This window comes from Desulfovibrio sp. (genome assembly GCF_009712225.1).
Taxonomy (GTDB): domain Bacteria; phylum Desulfobacterota; class Desulfovibrionia; order Desulfovibrionales; family Desulfovibrionaceae; genus Desulfovibrio.
The window spans coordinates 159,564-174,370 of the sequence record NZ_WASP01000008.1 but is presented as its reverse complement, the minus strand read 5'-3'; the positions used below and the strand labels follow the sequence as shown (position 1 = coordinate 174,370).

Annotated in this window: 14 protein-coding genes; 3 read left to right on the top strand and 11 right to left on the bottom strand. The window is 61.3% G+C overall.

What is annotated here, in order from left to right; translation table 11 throughout:
- The first annotated feature begins 41 nt into the window (after positions 1–41).
- From F8N36_RS11190 to F8N36_RS11180, 3 genes are read left to right on the top strand one after another with little or no spacing between them, the layout of a single operon-like run.
- On the top strand, positions 42–1,058 hold the full coding sequence (locus F8N36_RS11190) for an ABC transporter substrate-binding protein (RefSeq protein ID WP_291332896.1): 1,017 nt from the start codon (positions 42–44) through the stop codon (positions 1,056–1,058).
- On the top strand, positions 1,046–1,759 hold the full coding sequence (locus F8N36_RS11185; RefSeq protein WP_291332895.1) for a GTP-binding protein: 714 nt from the start codon (positions 1,046–1,048) through the stop codon (positions 1,757–1,759). The genes F8N36_RS11190 and F8N36_RS11185 overlap by 13 nt, the downstream gene beginning before the upstream one ends.
- On the top strand, positions 1,737–2,540 hold the full coding sequence (locus F8N36_RS11180; RefSeq protein ID WP_291332894.1) for an ATP-binding cassette domain-containing protein: 804 nt from the start codon (positions 1,737–1,739) through the stop codon (positions 2,538–2,540). The genes F8N36_RS11185 and F8N36_RS11180 overlap by 23 nt, the downstream gene beginning before the upstream one ends.
- A 90-nt stretch (positions 2,541–2,630) precedes the next feature.
- On the opposite strand, the gene F8N36_RS11175 is transcribed toward F8N36_RS11180, so the two are convergent.
- From F8N36_RS11175 to nadC, 11 genes are all read right to left on the bottom strand, one after another.
- Entirely contained in the window at positions 2,631–2,822 is a 192-nt protein-coding gene (locus F8N36_RS11175; protein ID WP_291332893.1) for a hypothetical protein, read from the bottom strand.
- An 81-nt stretch (positions 2,823–2,903) separates the two neighbouring features.
- Positions 2,904–3,908: a hydrogenase expression/formation protein HypE gene (gene hypE, locus F8N36_RS11170; RefSeq protein WP_291332892.1), complete on the bottom strand. Its 1,005-nt coding sequence runs from the start codon at positions 3,906–3,908 to the stop codon at positions 2,904–2,906.
- Positions 3,908–4,999 (bottom strand): hydrogenase formation protein HypD, encoded by a 1,092-nt coding sequence (hypD, locus tag F8N36_RS11165; protein ID WP_291332891.1) that lies wholly within the window; start codon positions 4,997–4,999, stop codon positions 3,908–3,910. The genes hypE and hypD overlap by 1 nt, the downstream gene beginning before the upstream one ends.
- Before the next feature lie 242 nt (positions 5,000–5,241).
- Positions 5,242–6,297: an N-acetyl-gamma-glutamyl-phosphate reductase gene (gene argC / locus F8N36_RS11160; RefSeq protein WP_291332890.1), complete on the bottom strand. Its 1,056-nt coding sequence runs from the start codon at positions 6,295–6,297 to the stop codon at positions 5,242–5,244.
- A gap of 92 nt (positions 6,298–6,389) precedes the next feature.
- Entirely contained in the window at positions 6,390–6,704 is a 315-nt protein-coding gene (locus F8N36_RS11155) for a DUF1844 domain-containing protein (RefSeq protein WP_291332889.1), read from the bottom strand.
- A gap of 122 nt (positions 6,705–6,826) precedes the next feature.
- Positions 6,827–8,011, bottom strand: coding sequence for an alanine--glyoxylate aminotransferase family protein (locus tag F8N36_RS11150; RefSeq protein ID WP_291332888.1), 1,185 nt, complete (start codon positions 8,009–8,011; stop codon positions 6,827–6,829).
- Positions 8,012–8,026: 15 nt separating this feature from the next.
- Positions 8,027–9,208 (bottom strand): class I SAM-dependent rRNA methyltransferase, encoded by a 1,182-nt coding sequence (locus F8N36_RS11145; RefSeq protein WP_291332887.1) that lies wholly within the window; start codon positions 9,206–9,208, stop codon positions 8,027–8,029.
- Positions 9,209–9,211: 3 nt separating this feature from the next.
- Positions 9,212–10,762 carry a hypothetical protein gene (locus F8N36_RS11140; RefSeq protein ID WP_291332886.1) on the bottom strand — a complete coding sequence of 517 codons (1,551 nt, stop codon included), beginning with the start codon at positions 10,760–10,762 and terminating at the stop codon, positions 9,212–9,214.
- Between the two features lie 174 nt (positions 10,763–10,936).
- Entirely contained in the window at positions 10,937–12,535 is a 1,599-nt protein-coding gene (nadB, locus tag F8N36_RS11135; protein ID WP_291332885.1) for an L-aspartate oxidase, read from the bottom strand.
- 10 nt (positions 12,536–12,545) lie between these two features.
- Positions 12,546–13,592, bottom strand: coding sequence for a quinolinate synthase NadA (gene nadA / locus F8N36_RS11130; protein WP_291332884.1), 1,047 nt, complete (start codon positions 13,590–13,592; stop codon positions 12,546–12,548).
- A gap of 163 nt (positions 13,593–13,755) precedes the next feature.
- Positions 13,756–14,628, bottom strand: a complete 873-nt coding sequence (gene nadC, locus F8N36_RS11125; RefSeq protein ID WP_291332883.1) for a carboxylating nicotinate-nucleotide diphosphorylase — start codon at positions 14,626–14,628, stop codon at positions 13,756–13,758.
- Positions 14,629–14,807 lie beyond the last annotated feature (179 nt).

Sequence of the window (14,807 nt, the reverse complement as noted above, 5' to 3'; positions counted from 1 at the left end):
TTTCATAAGCGGCCCCCAAACTTTTTGCGGAAAGAGGCACTATGAAAAGGCTTGAGCACCTCATGCAGTCATGGCAGCAGACAGACGAAGCCTCCGCTCCGGGCAAGGCTGACCTGCTGCTCTACGCGCCCTGCCCGGTCAAGCTGGTGGTGAAGGAGCGTATAGAGGCTATAGCAGCGGCGCAAAACCCCGCGCTCACAACCCATATTCCCATGGGCTGCACCTCGGTTGACCCCTACGACCCCCTGTATATGGAAACGGACGAGAGCCGTTTGCCCTCGGTCATTGCCTCCATCGGCTACGGCGATTTCTGGCGTGGCGAATTTGTGCGGCGTTTTGTGCAGACCGGGATTTTTGAAAGCGTACAGCCACGGGTACTCAACCCCCTGTATGCCGAGGCCGGGCTGGTTGACCCCGCCGGGGCCTACACCATCTACGGCGTGACGCCCTATATTTTTCTGATAGACCACAAAAAACTGGATGGCCTGCCAGCCCCCCGCAACTGGGAAGACCTGACGCACCCACGCTACCGGGGTCAGGTTGTCATGTGCGGCGACGGCGATGACATGGCCGACGCCGTGCTGCTCAATCAGTACAAGGACTACGGCGAGCCGGGCGTTACCGGCCTTGCCGCAAACATCAAAAGCTTCATGCACTCTTCGCGCATGGCAAAGGTCTGCGGCTCTGCCGCCCCCGATGCAGGCGGTATTTTTATCATCCCCCTGTTTTTTGCCGAAAGCACCAAGCTGCCAGGCCACGTTGAAGTGGTGTGGCCGGAGGATGGCGCTGCGGCAAGCCCGCTCTACCTGCTGGCCAAAAAAAGCGAAAAAGAGCGCCTTGCACCGCTGCTGAATTTTTTTGCCAACGGCTTTGGCGACATCGGCAGCGCTGCCTGGTTTGTTCCCATGGACGGCTCGCGTCCCTCGCGTCTGCCGCACCATGCCCGGCTCAAGTGGGTGGGCTGGGACTTTGTGGAAAACAACGATGTCAACAGCCTGCGGGATATTCTGGCCCTGAAGTTCCGGCGGCTGCAGGCGGGTGCGGCATGCGGCTCGTAACCGTGGCCGGGCCACCCTCGTGTGGCAAAACCTCGCTGGTGGTCAGGGCTGGCGCAAGTCTGAAAAGCCGGGATATCAGCTGCGCGGTGATCAAGTTCGACTGCCTGCAAAGCCGCGACGACGATCTGTACACAGCAGCTGGCATTCCTGTTACAGTGGCTCTTTCCGGCGGGCTGTGCCCCGACCACTTTTTTGCCACCAATCTGGAGGAAGCCTTTGACTGGGCCGCCCAGACTGGGGCAGACATGTGCATCATTGAAACAGCAGGCCTGTGCAACCGCTGCTCGCCCCATTTGCGCGGGGCTCTGGCCCTGTGCGTCATCGACAACCTCATGGGCATAGACGCGCCGGAAAAAATCGGCCCCATGCTGCGGTTGGCCGATGTGGTGGCCGTGACCAAGGGCGATCTGGTTTCGCAGGCAGAGCGAGAGGTGTACCGCTACCGCATTCGCCAGATGAACCCGCGGGCCGTGATCAGGCACGTAAACGGGCTGACCGGCCAGGGCTGCGCTGAGCTGGCATCCATTGTGGCGGTTGCGCCCGGTATTGCCTCTGTCACCGACATGCGGCTACGTTTTGCCATGCCAGCCGCCATCTGCTCGTACTGCCTGAGCGAGATGCGCATTGGCGCGCGCTATCAGAAGGGCAATGTCAAAAAGGCGGATTTTGGAGGCGGCCATGAGCTTGAAAATGGTGAATGAAAGTTCTGAGCTTGCCCTCAGCTGTCTGAGCCTGACCCCCGGGCGTGACAAGGCGGGCCAGCCGGAAAGGGCATATATACATTTTAAGCCCGGTGAGATCACCGCCTTGCTGGGGCCGACGGGTGCGGGCAAAAGCCGCTTTTTGGGCGATATAGAAGCGCTGGCGGCGGGTGATACGCCCACTGGCCGCACTGTGCTGCTCAACGGCGCGGCCCCGGACGAAGACACGCGTTTTGACCTGCAGGGGCGGCTGGTGGCCCAGCTGACCCAGAATATGAATTTTGTACTCGATATGGGCGTGATGGATTTTTTGCGCACCCATGCCCTGAGCCGCGAGGTGGCAGACGCGGAAGGTGCCGCCCGACGGGTTTTTGAAGCGGCCAACGAGCTGGCGGGCGAGCCCTTTCAGGCCTGCACCCAGCTTACCCAGCTCTCCGGCGGGCAGTCGCGCGCCCTTATGATTGCTGATACGGCCCTGCTGAGCTGGTCGCCCGTGCTGCTCATAGACGAAATTGAAAATGCGGGTGTGGACAAACGCAAGGCCCTGAACCTGTTGCTGGCCTCGGACAAGATTATTGTCATGGCAACCCACGATCCTGTGCTGGCACTTGCGGCTGACCGGCGGCTGGTGTTTGAGCAGGGAGCCGTGGCGGCGGTGCTGGCCCGTTCCCCGGCAGAAGATGCCCTGCTGGCCCGGCTGGAAGACATGGAAAGGCAGTGGTCTGGCGTGCGCGAAGCCCTGCGCAAGGGAACGGACATGTCGTCGTGGGCGGATTGTTAGGGCAGGTTTTGCACGGCATGAGCCCGTGAACAGATAACAAAAGAGAGGCCGTCCCTGAGGGCGGCCTCTCTTTGATTTGAGAACAGAACTCTATTTTTTTTCAAACAGTTCGATCTGCGCAACCATCATGCGGCTGAACACTGCGGCAATGCTTTCGGCATCCGCCCCGGCAGAGCCGGAACCGGCAAATGCCTCGGCCACCTTTTGCGCGTTGCTGACCATGGTGGAAAAGATCTGCGGGGTGACGCTGGCGTTCATGGCGCGTTGATAGGTGGAATCCATATTATTTCCTTTCAGGCAGGGAATTCCTGCGCAGGTTTGAAACAGCAATCAGGCTTCTGGGGGGCTGCCCCTCAAAAAATACTAACAGATTCTGGGTAGTTGTGCGCCTTCCAGCATGCCAAGCAGGCGGCGGCCACCGATGCGCGTTTGCAGTGCCACCTGGGCCTTGCCTTCGTTCACTGTGCCGATGCGGGCCGCTTCCTTGCCAAAAGGCGAGCGGCGCATGGCCTCAAGGGCGGCCTCGGCATGGGCCTCGGGCACAATGCAGATGCACTTGCCTTCGTTGGCCAGATACAGCGGATCCATACCCAGAAAGGAGCAGCCGTTGCGCACGGCCTCGTGTACGGGCACGCTGGCTTCGTCCAGTACAATGGAAACCTGCGATTGCTCTGCGATTTCGTTGAGCGTGGTGGCAAGGCCGCCGCGTGTGGGGTCGCGCAGTACGTGCACTTCGCCCACGGTGTTGATGATGTCTTCGATCATGTGGTTGAGCGGGGCTGAATCAGAGGACACGTCCGTGAGGAAAGAAAGCCCCTCGCGGCTGCCCATGACCGTAAGCCCGTGGTCGCCCATGGCCCCGCTGACCAGCACTGCATCGCCGGGGCGGGCGTTGTGACCAGAGGGCTCGGGAGAGGCAAAAACCTGGCCTATGCCAGTGGTATTGATAAATATCTTGTCGCAGGCGCCGCGCGGCACCACCTTGGTGTCGCCCGTCACTATGCACACCCCGGCTTCTCGGGCGGCTGCGCCCATGTCGGCCACCACCCGTTCTAGGGTTTCGAGGGGCAGGCCTTCCTCAAGAATAAAGCCGCAGCTCAGGTAGCGGGGGCGTGCGCCCATCATGGCCACATCGTTGACCGTGCCATGCACGGCCAGAGTGCCGATGCTGCCGCCGGCAAAAAACAGAGGCGTGACCGTATAGGAATCTGTGCTCATGGCCAGCGGCCCGGTGATGTCGGTCAGCAGGGCGGCGTCGTCCATGCGCTCAAGCAGCGGATTGGCAAAATGGCGCATGAAACACTGGGCAATGAGGCGTTGCGAGGCCCTACCGCCGCTGCCCGCATCAAGAAGAAGGCAATCGTCCATTATCGCTCCGAATATTTGAAGTAGGCGGCGCAGCTGCCCTCAGTGGAAACCATGCAGGGCCCAACGGGATTGGCGGGCGTACATTTTTTGCCAAAGAGGGGGCAGTCTGGCGGGGCGATGCGGCCCTTGAGCACATCGCCGCAACGACAGCCGCGAAGGGGGGGGACGTCCGGCAGGGTGAGGCCAAGGCGCTTCATGGCGTCCATGTTCTCGTATTCCGGGCGCAGGGCCAGCCCGCTCTGCGGGATGCAGCCTATGCCGCGCCACAGGGCGTCTGACGGTTCAAAGAACTGTTCCAGCAGGGCGCGGGCGCGTGGGTTGCCCGTGTCGTCTACGGCGCGGGGATAGGCATTGGTGACTGCGGGGGTTTTATCGCGCAGCTGTTCGGCCATGAGGCAGAGCGCCAGCAGAATGTCGGCAGGCTGAAAGCCGCCCACAATGCCGGGAACGTGAAAATCGCGGGCAAGAAATGCGTAGGGCTCCAGACCAAGAATGGTGGACACGTGGCCCGGCAGCAAAAAGGCTTCTACGCCGCATTCGCTGTCTTCAAGCAGGATGCGAAGGGCGGGCGGCACAAGCTTGTGCAACGAGAGAACGCAAAAATTGTTCAGTCCGCGCTGCTGGGCGGTCAGCAGGGTTGCGGCCACCGTGGGGGCCGTGGTTTCAAAGCCTATGCCCAGAAAAACCACCGTGTCGCCGGGGTTGGCGGCGGCAAGGGTAAGGGCGTCGAGGGGCGAATAGACTATTTCTATGCGCGCGCCCTGCGCCTGTGCATGCTTGAGCGTAAGGCCGTTGGGGCCGGGTACGCGCAAAAGGTCGCCAAATGTGGCTATGATAACGCGGTCACGCCCTGCAAGGTCAAGAAAGGCAGCCACTTCGGCATCGTGTGTGACGCACACCGGGCAGCCGGGGCCGGAAAGGTGGGTTACCGATGAGGGCAGCAGTGAACGCAGACCACTTTGAAAAATGGCAACAGTGTGTGTACCGCATACTTCCATGAAGCGCATGCTGCGGCCATCAAGGGCACGGTTGAGGCGGTCCAGAAGGCTGTGACACAACTGCGGGTTCTGAAAGGCGGTTTCCAGCTGCATGGGCATTCCTTTTTTTTGCAGCCCGCCCTGGCGGCGTGCCAAGCTACGGCGGGCAAAACTACTGCTGCATGTTAAGCTCAATATCCGGGCCTGTCGGGCCAATTGGGGGCGGCTCCGGCATGGCGAAAGGCTTTTTATCGCTGCTGCGCATGTGTTGCATCTAGCAGGAATAAAAAGCCTTTCTGCCGTGCCTTGAATACAAAAACGTTTGTATGCAGTGTCTCAGAGGCTGTTCACAGCCTTTATGCCAGCGGAGCCAGCATATCGAGCCCTGCACTCACCGGCAGCCCGCACATGAGGTTGGCGTTGGCCATGGCCTGGCCAGACGCGCCCCTGCACAGATTGTCGATGGCAGAAAGAATTATCAGCCGCCCTGTACGGGGGTCTACCACAAGACCGAGGTCGCAGAACATGCTTCCGCGCACAAAACGCGTTTCTGGCAGAGCGCCCTTGGGCAAAATACGCACCCAGGGGCTGTGCTCCCACGTGCGGGTAAAGACCTCGCGCACTTCGTCGATCGTGGTGGCGGGGTTTTTGAGCTTGGTGTAGATGGTGGACAAAATGCCCCGGTTGGTGGGCAAAATGTGCGTGTTGAACGAAAGCGTTATGTCGTGACCGGCCAGCAGCGAAATTTCCTGTTCGATTTCGGGCGTATGGCGGTGCGTGGGCAGGCCGTAGGCGCGAAAATTGTCGGAAACTTCGCAGAAAAGCGTGGGCACAACGGCCTTGCGGCCAGCGCCGGTGGCCCCGGATTTGGCGTCCACCACGAGATCGTCGGTGTGCACCAGATCATTCTTGATGGCGGCGTACAGCCCAAGAATGACCGACGTGGGGTAGCAGCCGGGGTTGGCAATCAGCTTGGCCTTGGCGATTTCAGCGGCGTACAGTTCGGGCAGGCCGTAAACGGCCTTGTGCAGCAGGTCGCTGCATACGTGCTCGCGCTTGTACCACGTGGCGTAGGTTTCAGGATCGCGCAGGCGAAAGTCTGCCGAAAGGTCAACAACCTTTACGCCTTCGCGCAGCAGCAGCTCGGCCATGTCCATGGCGGTGCCAGCGGGAACGGCAAGAAAAACCACATCGCACTGACGGGCGGCTTCCTTGGGGTCAAAAACGCTGATCACCACATCCGCGCCGGGCATGTGGTTCAGGAAAGGATAAAAATCGCCCAGCCGCTTGCCCGATTCAGCCCGCGAACAGGCCATGGCAAGGCGCATGGAGGGGTGGCTTACGAGAAGCCGTGTCAGTTCCATGCCAGCGTAGCCGGTAATACCCACCAGACCCACATTGATTGTCTTCATGCCGCTGATCCTTTAAAACTGTATGGTCAATGGTAGTGACGGGGCCACGCGGCAAATGGCAAAAATTCCGTGCCGTGACGCCCCGTGGTGCCTCAGACTTTTTTTGACTGGCAGGCGCAGTCAGAGCCGCACTTTATGACAAACTTCATACGCAGTTCGTACAAAATGCTTTCCAGAAGTTTGCGCTCCTGTTCTTCCAGGCCGTTTTCTGTCTTGGCGCGCAGCATTTCCAGCACGTCTATGCTGTGCTTCGCCAGGGGCAGGGTTGTTTCGGTGCCCCCGGTTTCGGGGTTAGGCACTTCGCCCAGATGCACCAGAGCCGATGATGCCAGAGAAATGATAAAGGTGGAAAACGTCACTTCCGGCATGGGGCCATCGGCCTTGCAGCCGCAGGTATTGTCACTCATGGCGACCTCGTGGCTCATAAACGGTTACGGTAACAACTGTTTAGGTTGCACGTTTCTTCAACATACAAGCTTTTGCCGCCAGCGCAAGGGCTGGCGGCCTGCAATGCCCCGTCCGCTTGAGTTTAGCTGTGGACAAGGCGCGGGATTTCGCCCGGTTTGCCCGCAAGGGCTGCGCGGTATGCGGCCAGCGCTTCTTCAAGATAGTCACGGGATCCGCAGTGTCCACCGGCTTCAATGATGCCCCGGTTAAGAGCGTGCAGACCGGCCACCAGATCGGCCCAGTCAACCCAGCCCATGTGGCCTATGCGCACCATGCGACCCTTCATGTGATCCTGCCCGCCAGCCATGCACACGCCGTATTTTTCCATGGCGATGCGCAGTACTTCGGTGCCGTCCACGCCTGCAGGCAGCATGACGCTGGTAATACCCCAGGCAAAGTGGGTTTTGGCGTACAGCTCAAGGCCCATGGCCGCCACGCCCGTGCGGGTCAGCATGGTCAGTGCCCACTGCTTGGCGTAAACGGCTTCAAGGCCGTTTTCCAGCAGCATGTCGAGGCTTTCGTCCAGACCCACCACAAGGTTTACCGCCGAGGTAAACAGGGTCTGCCCTTGGGCGATTTTGGCCTTTTCCCTGGGCAGGTTAAAATAGAAGCAGCCGGGTGTGAGATTTTCGGCCCGCTTCCACGCGCGGGGCGAGAGCGCCAGTAGCGCAAGGCCGGGAGGCAGCATGAGGCCCTTTTGCGAGCCGGTCACGAGGCAGTCGATACCCCACTGGTCCATGGGACAGGGGGCCAGGCTCACGGCTGAAATGCCGTCCACCAGCAACAGGGTGTCGGTTTCTCTGGTGATGCGCGCCACTTCTTCCACCGGGTGCAGAACGCCGGTGGAGGTTTCGGAATGCTGCACAAGCACGCCCGCGATGGAGGGGTCGGCCTTGAGGGCTGCGGCCACGGCCTGCGGATCAACGGCTTCGCCCCACGGCACCTCGATGGTGGTGGTTTCAAGCCCGCGTGAAACGGCAATTTCGCGCCAGCGCTGGCCAAATTTGCCGCCTTCCACCACCAGCACGCGCTGGCCGGGGGTAAACAGGCTGTACACCGCCGCCGTCATGGCACCCGTACCGGAACAGGAGAGGGGCAGAACCACGTCGCTCGTGCCGAACAGCACGCGCAGCCGCTCCTGAACCCTGCCCATCACGGCTTTGAATTCACTTTTGCGGTGGTGGATCATGTCTTTGGCGAGCACAAGACGCACGCGCTCCGGCAGAGGCGTGGGGCCGGGGGTGAGCAGGCGAACTTTGTTCAGCATGTCAAATCCTTGTGGTTAAGCGCCCACCTGGGCAATAAAGCACTTCAAATAGGCCGTTTCGGGCATGGCAGCATGGATGGGATGATCCGGCCCCTGACCTCCGGCAAACAGAATACGGGCATGCAGTTTGCGCTTGGTGGCGGCCTGCGTCAAGCAGCCGCGCAGTGCCTGCACCTCGAGATGGTGCGAGCACGAAGACGTGGCAAGTATGCCACCCGGTGCGAGCAGCTGCACGGCCAGATCGTTGGCCTGCTTGTATGCGGCCAGCCCAAGGGCCGCGTCTTTGCGGCGCTTGATGAAGGCCGGTGGATCAAGGCTGATGACCTGAAAGCGGCGGCCATCGTCGCGCAGCTGGCGCAGCAGGTCAAAGGCGTCGCCGCAGAGGGTCTGGGCCTCGCAGGTCGGGGCGTTGGCCTTTACGTTTTCTTCCGCAAAGGAGAGCGCCTGGGCCGAAGCATCTATAAAGGTCACAGACTTTGCACCGGCGGCAGCGGCACTGACGCCGAACCCGCCAACATAGCTGAAGATATCCAGCACGTCAGCTTCCCTGGCATAGCGCGCAAGCTCAGCCCGGTTGGGGCGCTGGTCGTAAAACCAGCCTGTTTTCTGGCCGGTGGCGCAGGGCGTGTAAAAGCGGCAGTCGCCCTCTGGCACTTCAAGGCGTTCGGGCAGGGTGCCTTCGCTCTGCTGCTCGCGTGCGAGGTTTTCGAGCCCGCGCGCTGCAAGATCGTTGGCCCAGAGAATGGAAGTCGGGCGCACAAGGGTGTGCAGGGCGGCGGTGAGCGCCTCGCGGCGTTGTTCCATGCCAGCGGTGGTAACCTGCACGGTGAGGTGGTCGCCGTAGCGGTCAATGACAAGGCCGGGCAAAAAGTCGCCCTCGCCGTGGCAGAGCCGGTACCAGGGGGCGGGGTAGAGGCGCTGGCGTAGAGCCAGGGCTAATTCCAGCCTTTGGGTAAGCAGGGCCTCGTCCATCTCGGTATCGGGCTTGCGGCTGTGCAGGCGGGCGCAGATAAGCGAGGCCGGGTTGACGCACACGCTGCCAAGCGGTGCGCCGCGCCAGTCGCACAGTGTTGCGGACTCGCCGGGGGCAAAGTCGGTAAGCGGGCTTTGCTTCACGTCCACTTCGTTGGCGAATATCCACAGGTGGCCCGCGCGCAGGCGACGGTCTTCATTTTTTTTAAGGCAGAGTTTGCGCATGTGTTACTTTCCCGCTGCTTCGGCGGGGGCGGAAGTTTGGGCAGCCTGGGCCGCAAGGGCGTTGATCTGCTCTTCAAGAAGCTTGGGGCCTGGGGTTGCCGTACAGCTAAACAGCGAGCCGGGGTCGTTGAGGGCTGCCAGCAGCTGCAAAATGCCTATGCGCTGGCCGCGCACGCTGGCGGCTTCAAGCTTGCCGGGGCGCTGCACAAAGGTCAGCAGGGCCTCGCGGATGGCCTTGTTCTGGGGGGTGGGGTTCAGCTGCAGCCCCGTGTCCAGCCCGTGATGCATGGCCGTTGCCGAGGCACGCCCGTTGGGCGAAAGGTTGAGGCCAACCCAAGCCATGGCTCCGCGATCCTTTATGGTAAGGTGCAGGTCGCTGAAGCTCTGCAGCAACAGGGCCTGTTCGCTGGTAGAGATGATGCCCGCATCGTACAGGGTAAGCGAGCAGTCCACATCGGCGAGGTCTTCGGCCTTGATGGTGAGCATTTTTTTGTGCGACGAGGAGCTCTGGGCCAGGCTTTCAAAGGTCAGGTCCGCCTTGAGGGCGGGCGCAAGACAGTCGGCAGAAGCCTGAACCAGATCACGCGGCGCGGAGATGTTGCGGATAAAGCTTTTGGTGTGGCGCGGCGCGTTTGAAAGCCAGTCAAAGCCCACGCCGTCAACGGTCACGCTGCCGTTTTCCACCGAGAATGCCATGTTGTCGGCGCGCACCTGCCGCACAAGCGGAGGATCGGCGGCCAATATTTCTTCCAGAATGGGGCCAACCACCTTTGCGGCGGCTTCCATGTCCTGTTCGCCCATGGCGGCGGCGTCAATGAGGCGGTGCACGAGCCCAAGTTCCGGCAGGGTAATGTCGCTGGCTTCAAAACTGGCCATGCGCATGCTCTCACGCCCATTGAGGCGGCTCTGCATGTCGTCTACGCGCATCTGGGAGATGAACGCGCCGTTCCAGCCCTCAACCCGCGATTCCTTGATGGTCAGCTGGGCCAGACCATCCTTGCCCGGCATGTTTACGCTCAGAAAAAAACTGTGAGCCCTGTCTGCGCCCATCTGGTAGGTGGCGGCCAGCGCGTCAATGGGCGCGCCGTCCAGAAACCGGGCCACCAGTTCGCTCTGGCTGCGCAGCTCGTTGATTTCCTCGCGCTGCACTGATGCGCGAAAATCGGGCGAGCGCGTGCTCAGGTTGCGCAGCACAATGTTTTCTGCCACGGGCATCATGCCCACGTCCCTGAGCACCATGGGGCGCAAGGGCGTGTATGCCAGCAGCATGCGCAGGGGAATGCGCAGCGATGCTTCGGCCACCTCGTATGAAAGAGGGCCCTGTGGCGTTTCGCCACGCAGGCGCAGGCCGTAGAGGGTCAGTGTGCGCGAGAGAGGCGAAAATTCCACTCTGTCCACAGCAGCATGTGTCGTGATGCCGTCGCCAGAAATGCCGATGTTCTGGATGCCCCGGTGCACCTGTGTTTCAACGAGGGGGCTCAGGCCAAACATCAGCCCCATAACACCCACCGCCATCATGATGACAGCGGCGGCGGCCAGATAGGCTCTTTTCATTCAGGATTCTCCAGCTTGGCGCTTTGCGGTCATGCCGCACCCACTGCCTGTGGGACCGTGATTAAGGTGTTCTGCCAGCGGGGCGTGTGCGGGCGGTAAAACCGGCCCACACGGCAGTTACAGCCTGCCCCGCAGCACTCTGTGCGAACTGGCTGGCACAAGTCAATCGGCATCTCACTCCACGCGGTGGTGGCAGCCAATGCTGACCTTGTTGCGCAGCGCGGCCTGAGTGATGATATACGATGTTTGCGAACCGTGGAAAAGGTCCACCAGGCGGCGCGATATGCGCGTGCGCTTGTAAAAGTCGTGGATATGCCGCACGAGGTCGCGCATGTCTTCAAAGGCACGGCGCAGGCGGGCTTCTGTACGGGCAATGCCCACATAGTTCCACATGGTGTTGCGGATGTTGGCCCAGTCCTGCGCCACGAGGGCTGGGTCGTCCCTGCGTTCGTCGCCTTCGTGCCGCCAGTCGGGGATAGCTGCGGCCAGAGCCTTGGGCAGACCGCTTTCGGCCAGCACGCGGTGGGCCAGATCCTTGCCGCTGCTGACACCCCACACCAGTGCCTCAAGCAGCGAGGTGCTGGCAAGCCGGTTGGCGCCATGCAGACCGGTGCAGGCGCATTCGCCGATGGCGTAGAGGCCGTGCAGCGAGGTGCGGCCATGAATGTCGGTGAGCACGCCGCCGCAGAAATAGTGGGCGGCCGGAACCACGGGAATGGGTTCCCTGAGAATGTTGATGCCCGCCTCGCGGCACTTTTCGTACACGGTGGGAAAGCGCGTGGGAATATCCTGCTCAACGCCGCTCACGTCCAGATACAGGCAGGGCGCGCCGTTGTGCAGCATTTCGTCCATCATGGCCTGGGCTACCACATCGCGCGGGGCAAGGTCGCCCCTGGGGTCGTGGTCGCTCATAAAGGCGCGGCCCTTGTGGTCGAGCAAGCGCGCACCCTCGCCGCGCATGGCCTCGGTGATGAGCGAGCGGCGGTTGCTGCGTTCTTCGTACAGCGCTGTGGGGTGAAACTGCATGAACTCGAGGTTGGCGAGGTCAACGCCCGCGCGAAAGGCCATGGAAACGCCCGTGCCCACGCAGCCGGGGGCATTGGTGGAATGCAGAAAAACCTGCCCCACGCCGCCGGTGGCAAGCACTGTCCAGTCGGCCAGAATGGTTTCTGTTTCGCCGGTTTCTTCGTTGAGAACATAGGCGCCGAGGCAGCGGTTGCGTACTTCGTAGCGGTACTGCGAGGCTCGCGCGTGGTGGTGGCTGGTCAAAAGGTCGATGGCGGCGCGGCGGTGCAGCCGGGTGATGCGCGGGTGAGCCATGACCTGTGCGCTCAGGCCGTCCATGATGGCCCGGCCCGAAAAATCGGCGCAGTGCAGAATGCGGGGGGTAGAGTGCCCGCCCTCGCGGGTGAGGTTGAACGTGCCGTCTTCGTTGCGGTCAAAGGGAACCTGGGCGCGGTTGATCAGTACCTCGTCCACACACAGGGGGCCCTGCGCGCACAGAAAGTTGACGGCCTTGTTGTAGTTGTAATTGTGCCCGGCAACCAGAATGTCTTTTTCCAGCGCCTGGGCGTCAGAGGGATGCTCTGGCGTGGGGGTGGCCTGATAGATTATGCCGCCCTGGGCCAGTTCTGAGTTGCCATCGGCCAGCCTGTCGCCAGCGTTGAGCAGCAGAACGTCGCAGCCGGAGTCGGCCAGTGTGAGCGCAGCGGTGCACCCGGCAACGCCTGAGCCAATGATAAGCACAGGCACATGACGGCGAATAGAATTCACGGTGCAAACCTCAGTTTCCGCAGGCTTCTAGCATGCGGGTTAGGGAGAGACGGGCGGGGGGGCAGAGTTTCTCCTCTATTTGCAGAGGCGAGGCTGCTCCGGCGGCCACGTTTTGCAGCGTGGCCAGAAGCTTCTTTTCCGTAACCTTGGCCATGTTGCCGCAAACAGCGTGCCCAAGCGGCACAATGGTGCACTGTCCTGCGTGGCGCTCGGCCAGGCGGTACACAAGATTGTTTTCTGTGCCTACAACAAGGGTGGAACCGGGGGCCTCGGCGGCAACGCGGGCCGCCTCCTTGATGAGGTACGAGGTGGAACCCGCGCCGTCGCAGGCTTCGATAACTTCCTGCCTGCATTCGGGGTGGGCGATAACGCGGCAACCGGGATGTTCGGCGCGTATGGCTTCCACATCATCGGGTTCAAAGCGGGCGTGGATGGCGCAACAGCCGGGCCACAGCAGCAGCTTGCGGTCAAGGGCCTGGGTTTCGGGCTGCACCAGCCCGGCAGCGCCCACGCGCAGCACGTGGCGTTCATTTTCCCCGATGCCGAGAGCTTCTGCGGTATTGTTGCCCAAATGCCTGTCGGGCAGAAAGAGCACACCGTCGCCCTGATCCAGCGCCCAGCGCATCATGATCTTGGCATTGGCCGAGGTGCACACCGCGCCGCCAAATTCGCCCACCACGGCCTTGAGGGCCAGATCGGTGTTGACGTATGCCAGCGGTATGATCTTGCGGCCTGTGGCGGCCAGCTGTTCCAGTACCTTTCGGGCGAGGGGGGCTGGCGTCTGGCGCGACATGAGGCAGTCGGCATCCATGCTTGGCAGGTGCACGCTCTGGCCGGGCTTGGCAAGCAGGGCGGCCGATTCGCCCATGAAGTACACGCCGCAAAAGACGATGTGGGCCGCCTCGATGCCGGGCACGCGGCGGGCAAGTTCCAGCGAGTCGCCGGTAATGTCGCAGTGGCGCACGATGGCGTCATTCTGGTAGTGGTGACCCATGATGCACAAATTCGCGCCCAGCTGCTTTTTCAGGGATGCGATGGCTGTGCTTGTATCTTGCATAGTATGGTTCCTCAGAAGGCAATATGAAAAAAGAAGAGGCGAAAAGCCGTAATTTGTTCCGGTGATGTCACGGTGCTGTCGCAATGCCGCCGTACGGTTGCCACTGTTTGTGGCGGCCATTGCGTGAACAGATGGCGACAGGCACGGGTAAAATTGCGCCTGCCTACACGGCCCGCAGGGTCATGCTGAAATCAGCCGACACCGCGGAATGGGTGAGCCGGCCGACCGAAATGAAGTCTGGCCTGCGGGGTTCTGTAAGCGCCAGAGCGCGGATGGTATCAAGCCGCACGCCGCCGCTGACTTCGGTTTCGATGGCCTCGGGCACAAGGGCAAGGGCCTGCGAAAGACGCTGGCCGTCCATGTTGTCCATCATGATGCGGTCTGCCCGGGCTTCCACAGCCTCACGCACATGGTCGAGCGTGCGGCATTCCACCTCAATGGGCGGGCAGGGCGTGTAACGCGCCCTGAGCGTAGCCACTGCGGCGGTAATGGAACCAGCGGCATCAATGTGGTTGTCCTTGAGCATGAGCATTTCGGTGAGGTTTTTGCGGTGGTTGTGACCGCCGCCCGCCTGCACCGCGTATTTTTCGGGCCAGCGCAGGCCGGGTGTGGTCTTGCGCGTGTCGAGCAGGCGTACGCCTGTGCCCTCCAGTTCCCGCACATAGCAGGAAGTGAGGTTGGCAATTCCCGAAAGGTGGGTGATAAAATTGAGAATGACGCGCTCTGCCTTGAGCATGGCCGTGGCAGGGGCGCTGATGTGGGCTACTTCTGTCATGGACGCAACATGGCTTGCTTCCCTGACCAGGGCACGCCACGTAAAGGGCGCGCCAAGATTTTTGAAAACAGCGCCAATAACCGGCAGACCCACCACAAGTGTGTCTTCCTTGGCGCGAATGACTGCGTTCATGGAGGCATCGGAGGCGAAAAGACCGAGGGCGGTCATTTCGGGGCCGTCTTCCTCAAGGGCGAGGTCGATGGATTTTTGAAGCAGCCGCTGACCTTCCGGAGAGAAAAATGCGGCCCAGGGCGTGAACATTGCGCTTGTCCCCATTTCTTGTGCGTGCTAAGTGAAAACTCGCCCGTCAGGGCGTGCGTTGCGCACCGCGCAAGACTGTATATATGACCCGATTGCGGCAGTTGCCCGATACGGGTGTGCTGTAATAGATAGAATGCCCCGTGTTTCGCGTCAAGCTGCCGGGACATCATGAGTTTTTT

Excerpts from the sequence above, each read along its gene's own strand:
- F8N36_RS11145 (WP_291332887.1), bottom strand. The coding sequence starts at position 9,208 with ATGCGCAAACTCTGCCTTAAAAAAAATGAAGACCGTCGCCTGCGCGCG.
- F8N36_RS11155 (WP_291332889.1), bottom strand. The coding sequence starts at position 6,704 with ATGAGTGACAATACCTGCGGCTGCAAGGCCGATGGCCCCATGCCGGAA.
- F8N36_RS11185 (WP_291332895.1), top strand. The coding sequence starts at position 1,046 with ATGCGGCTCGTAACCGTGGCCGGGCCACCCTCGTGTGGCAAAACCTCG.
- F8N36_RS11175 (WP_291332893.1), bottom strand. The coding sequence starts at position 2,822 with ATGGATTCCACCTATCAACGCGCCATGAACGCCAGCGTCACCCCGCAG.
- F8N36_RS11140 (WP_291332886.1), bottom strand. The coding sequence starts at position 10,762 with ATGAAAAGAGCCTATCTGGCCGCCGCCGCTGTCATCATGATGGCGGTG.
- hypE (WP_291332892.1), bottom strand. The coding sequence starts at position 3,908 with ATGGACGATTGCCTTCTTCTTGATGCGGGCAGCGGCGGTAGGGCCTCG.
- F8N36_RS11180 (WP_291332894.1), top strand. The coding sequence starts at position 1,737 with ATGAGCTTGAAAATGGTGAATGAAAGTTCTGAGCTTGCCCTCAGCTGT.
- hypD (WP_291332891.1), bottom strand. The coding sequence starts at position 4,999 with ATGCAGCTGGAAACCGCCTTTCAGAACCCGCAGTTGTGTCACAGCCTT.
- F8N36_RS11150 (WP_291332888.1), bottom strand. The coding sequence starts at position 8,011 with ATGCTGAACAAAGTTCGCCTGCTCACCCCCGGCCCCACGCCTCTGCCG.
- nadA (WP_291332884.1), bottom strand. The coding sequence starts at position 13,592 with ATGCAAGATACAAGCACAGCCATCGCATCCCTGAAAAAGCAGCTGGGC.
- nadC (WP_291332883.1), bottom strand. The coding sequence starts at position 14,628 with ATGTTCACGCCCTGGGCCGCATTTTTCTCTCCGGAAGGTCAGCGGCTG.
- F8N36_RS11190 (WP_291332896.1), top strand. The coding sequence starts at position 42 with ATGAAAAGGCTTGAGCACCTCATGCAGTCATGGCAGCAGACAGACGAA.
- argC (WP_291332890.1), bottom strand. The coding sequence starts at position 6,297 with ATGAAGACAATCAATGTGGGTCTGGTGGGTATTACCGGCTACGCTGGC.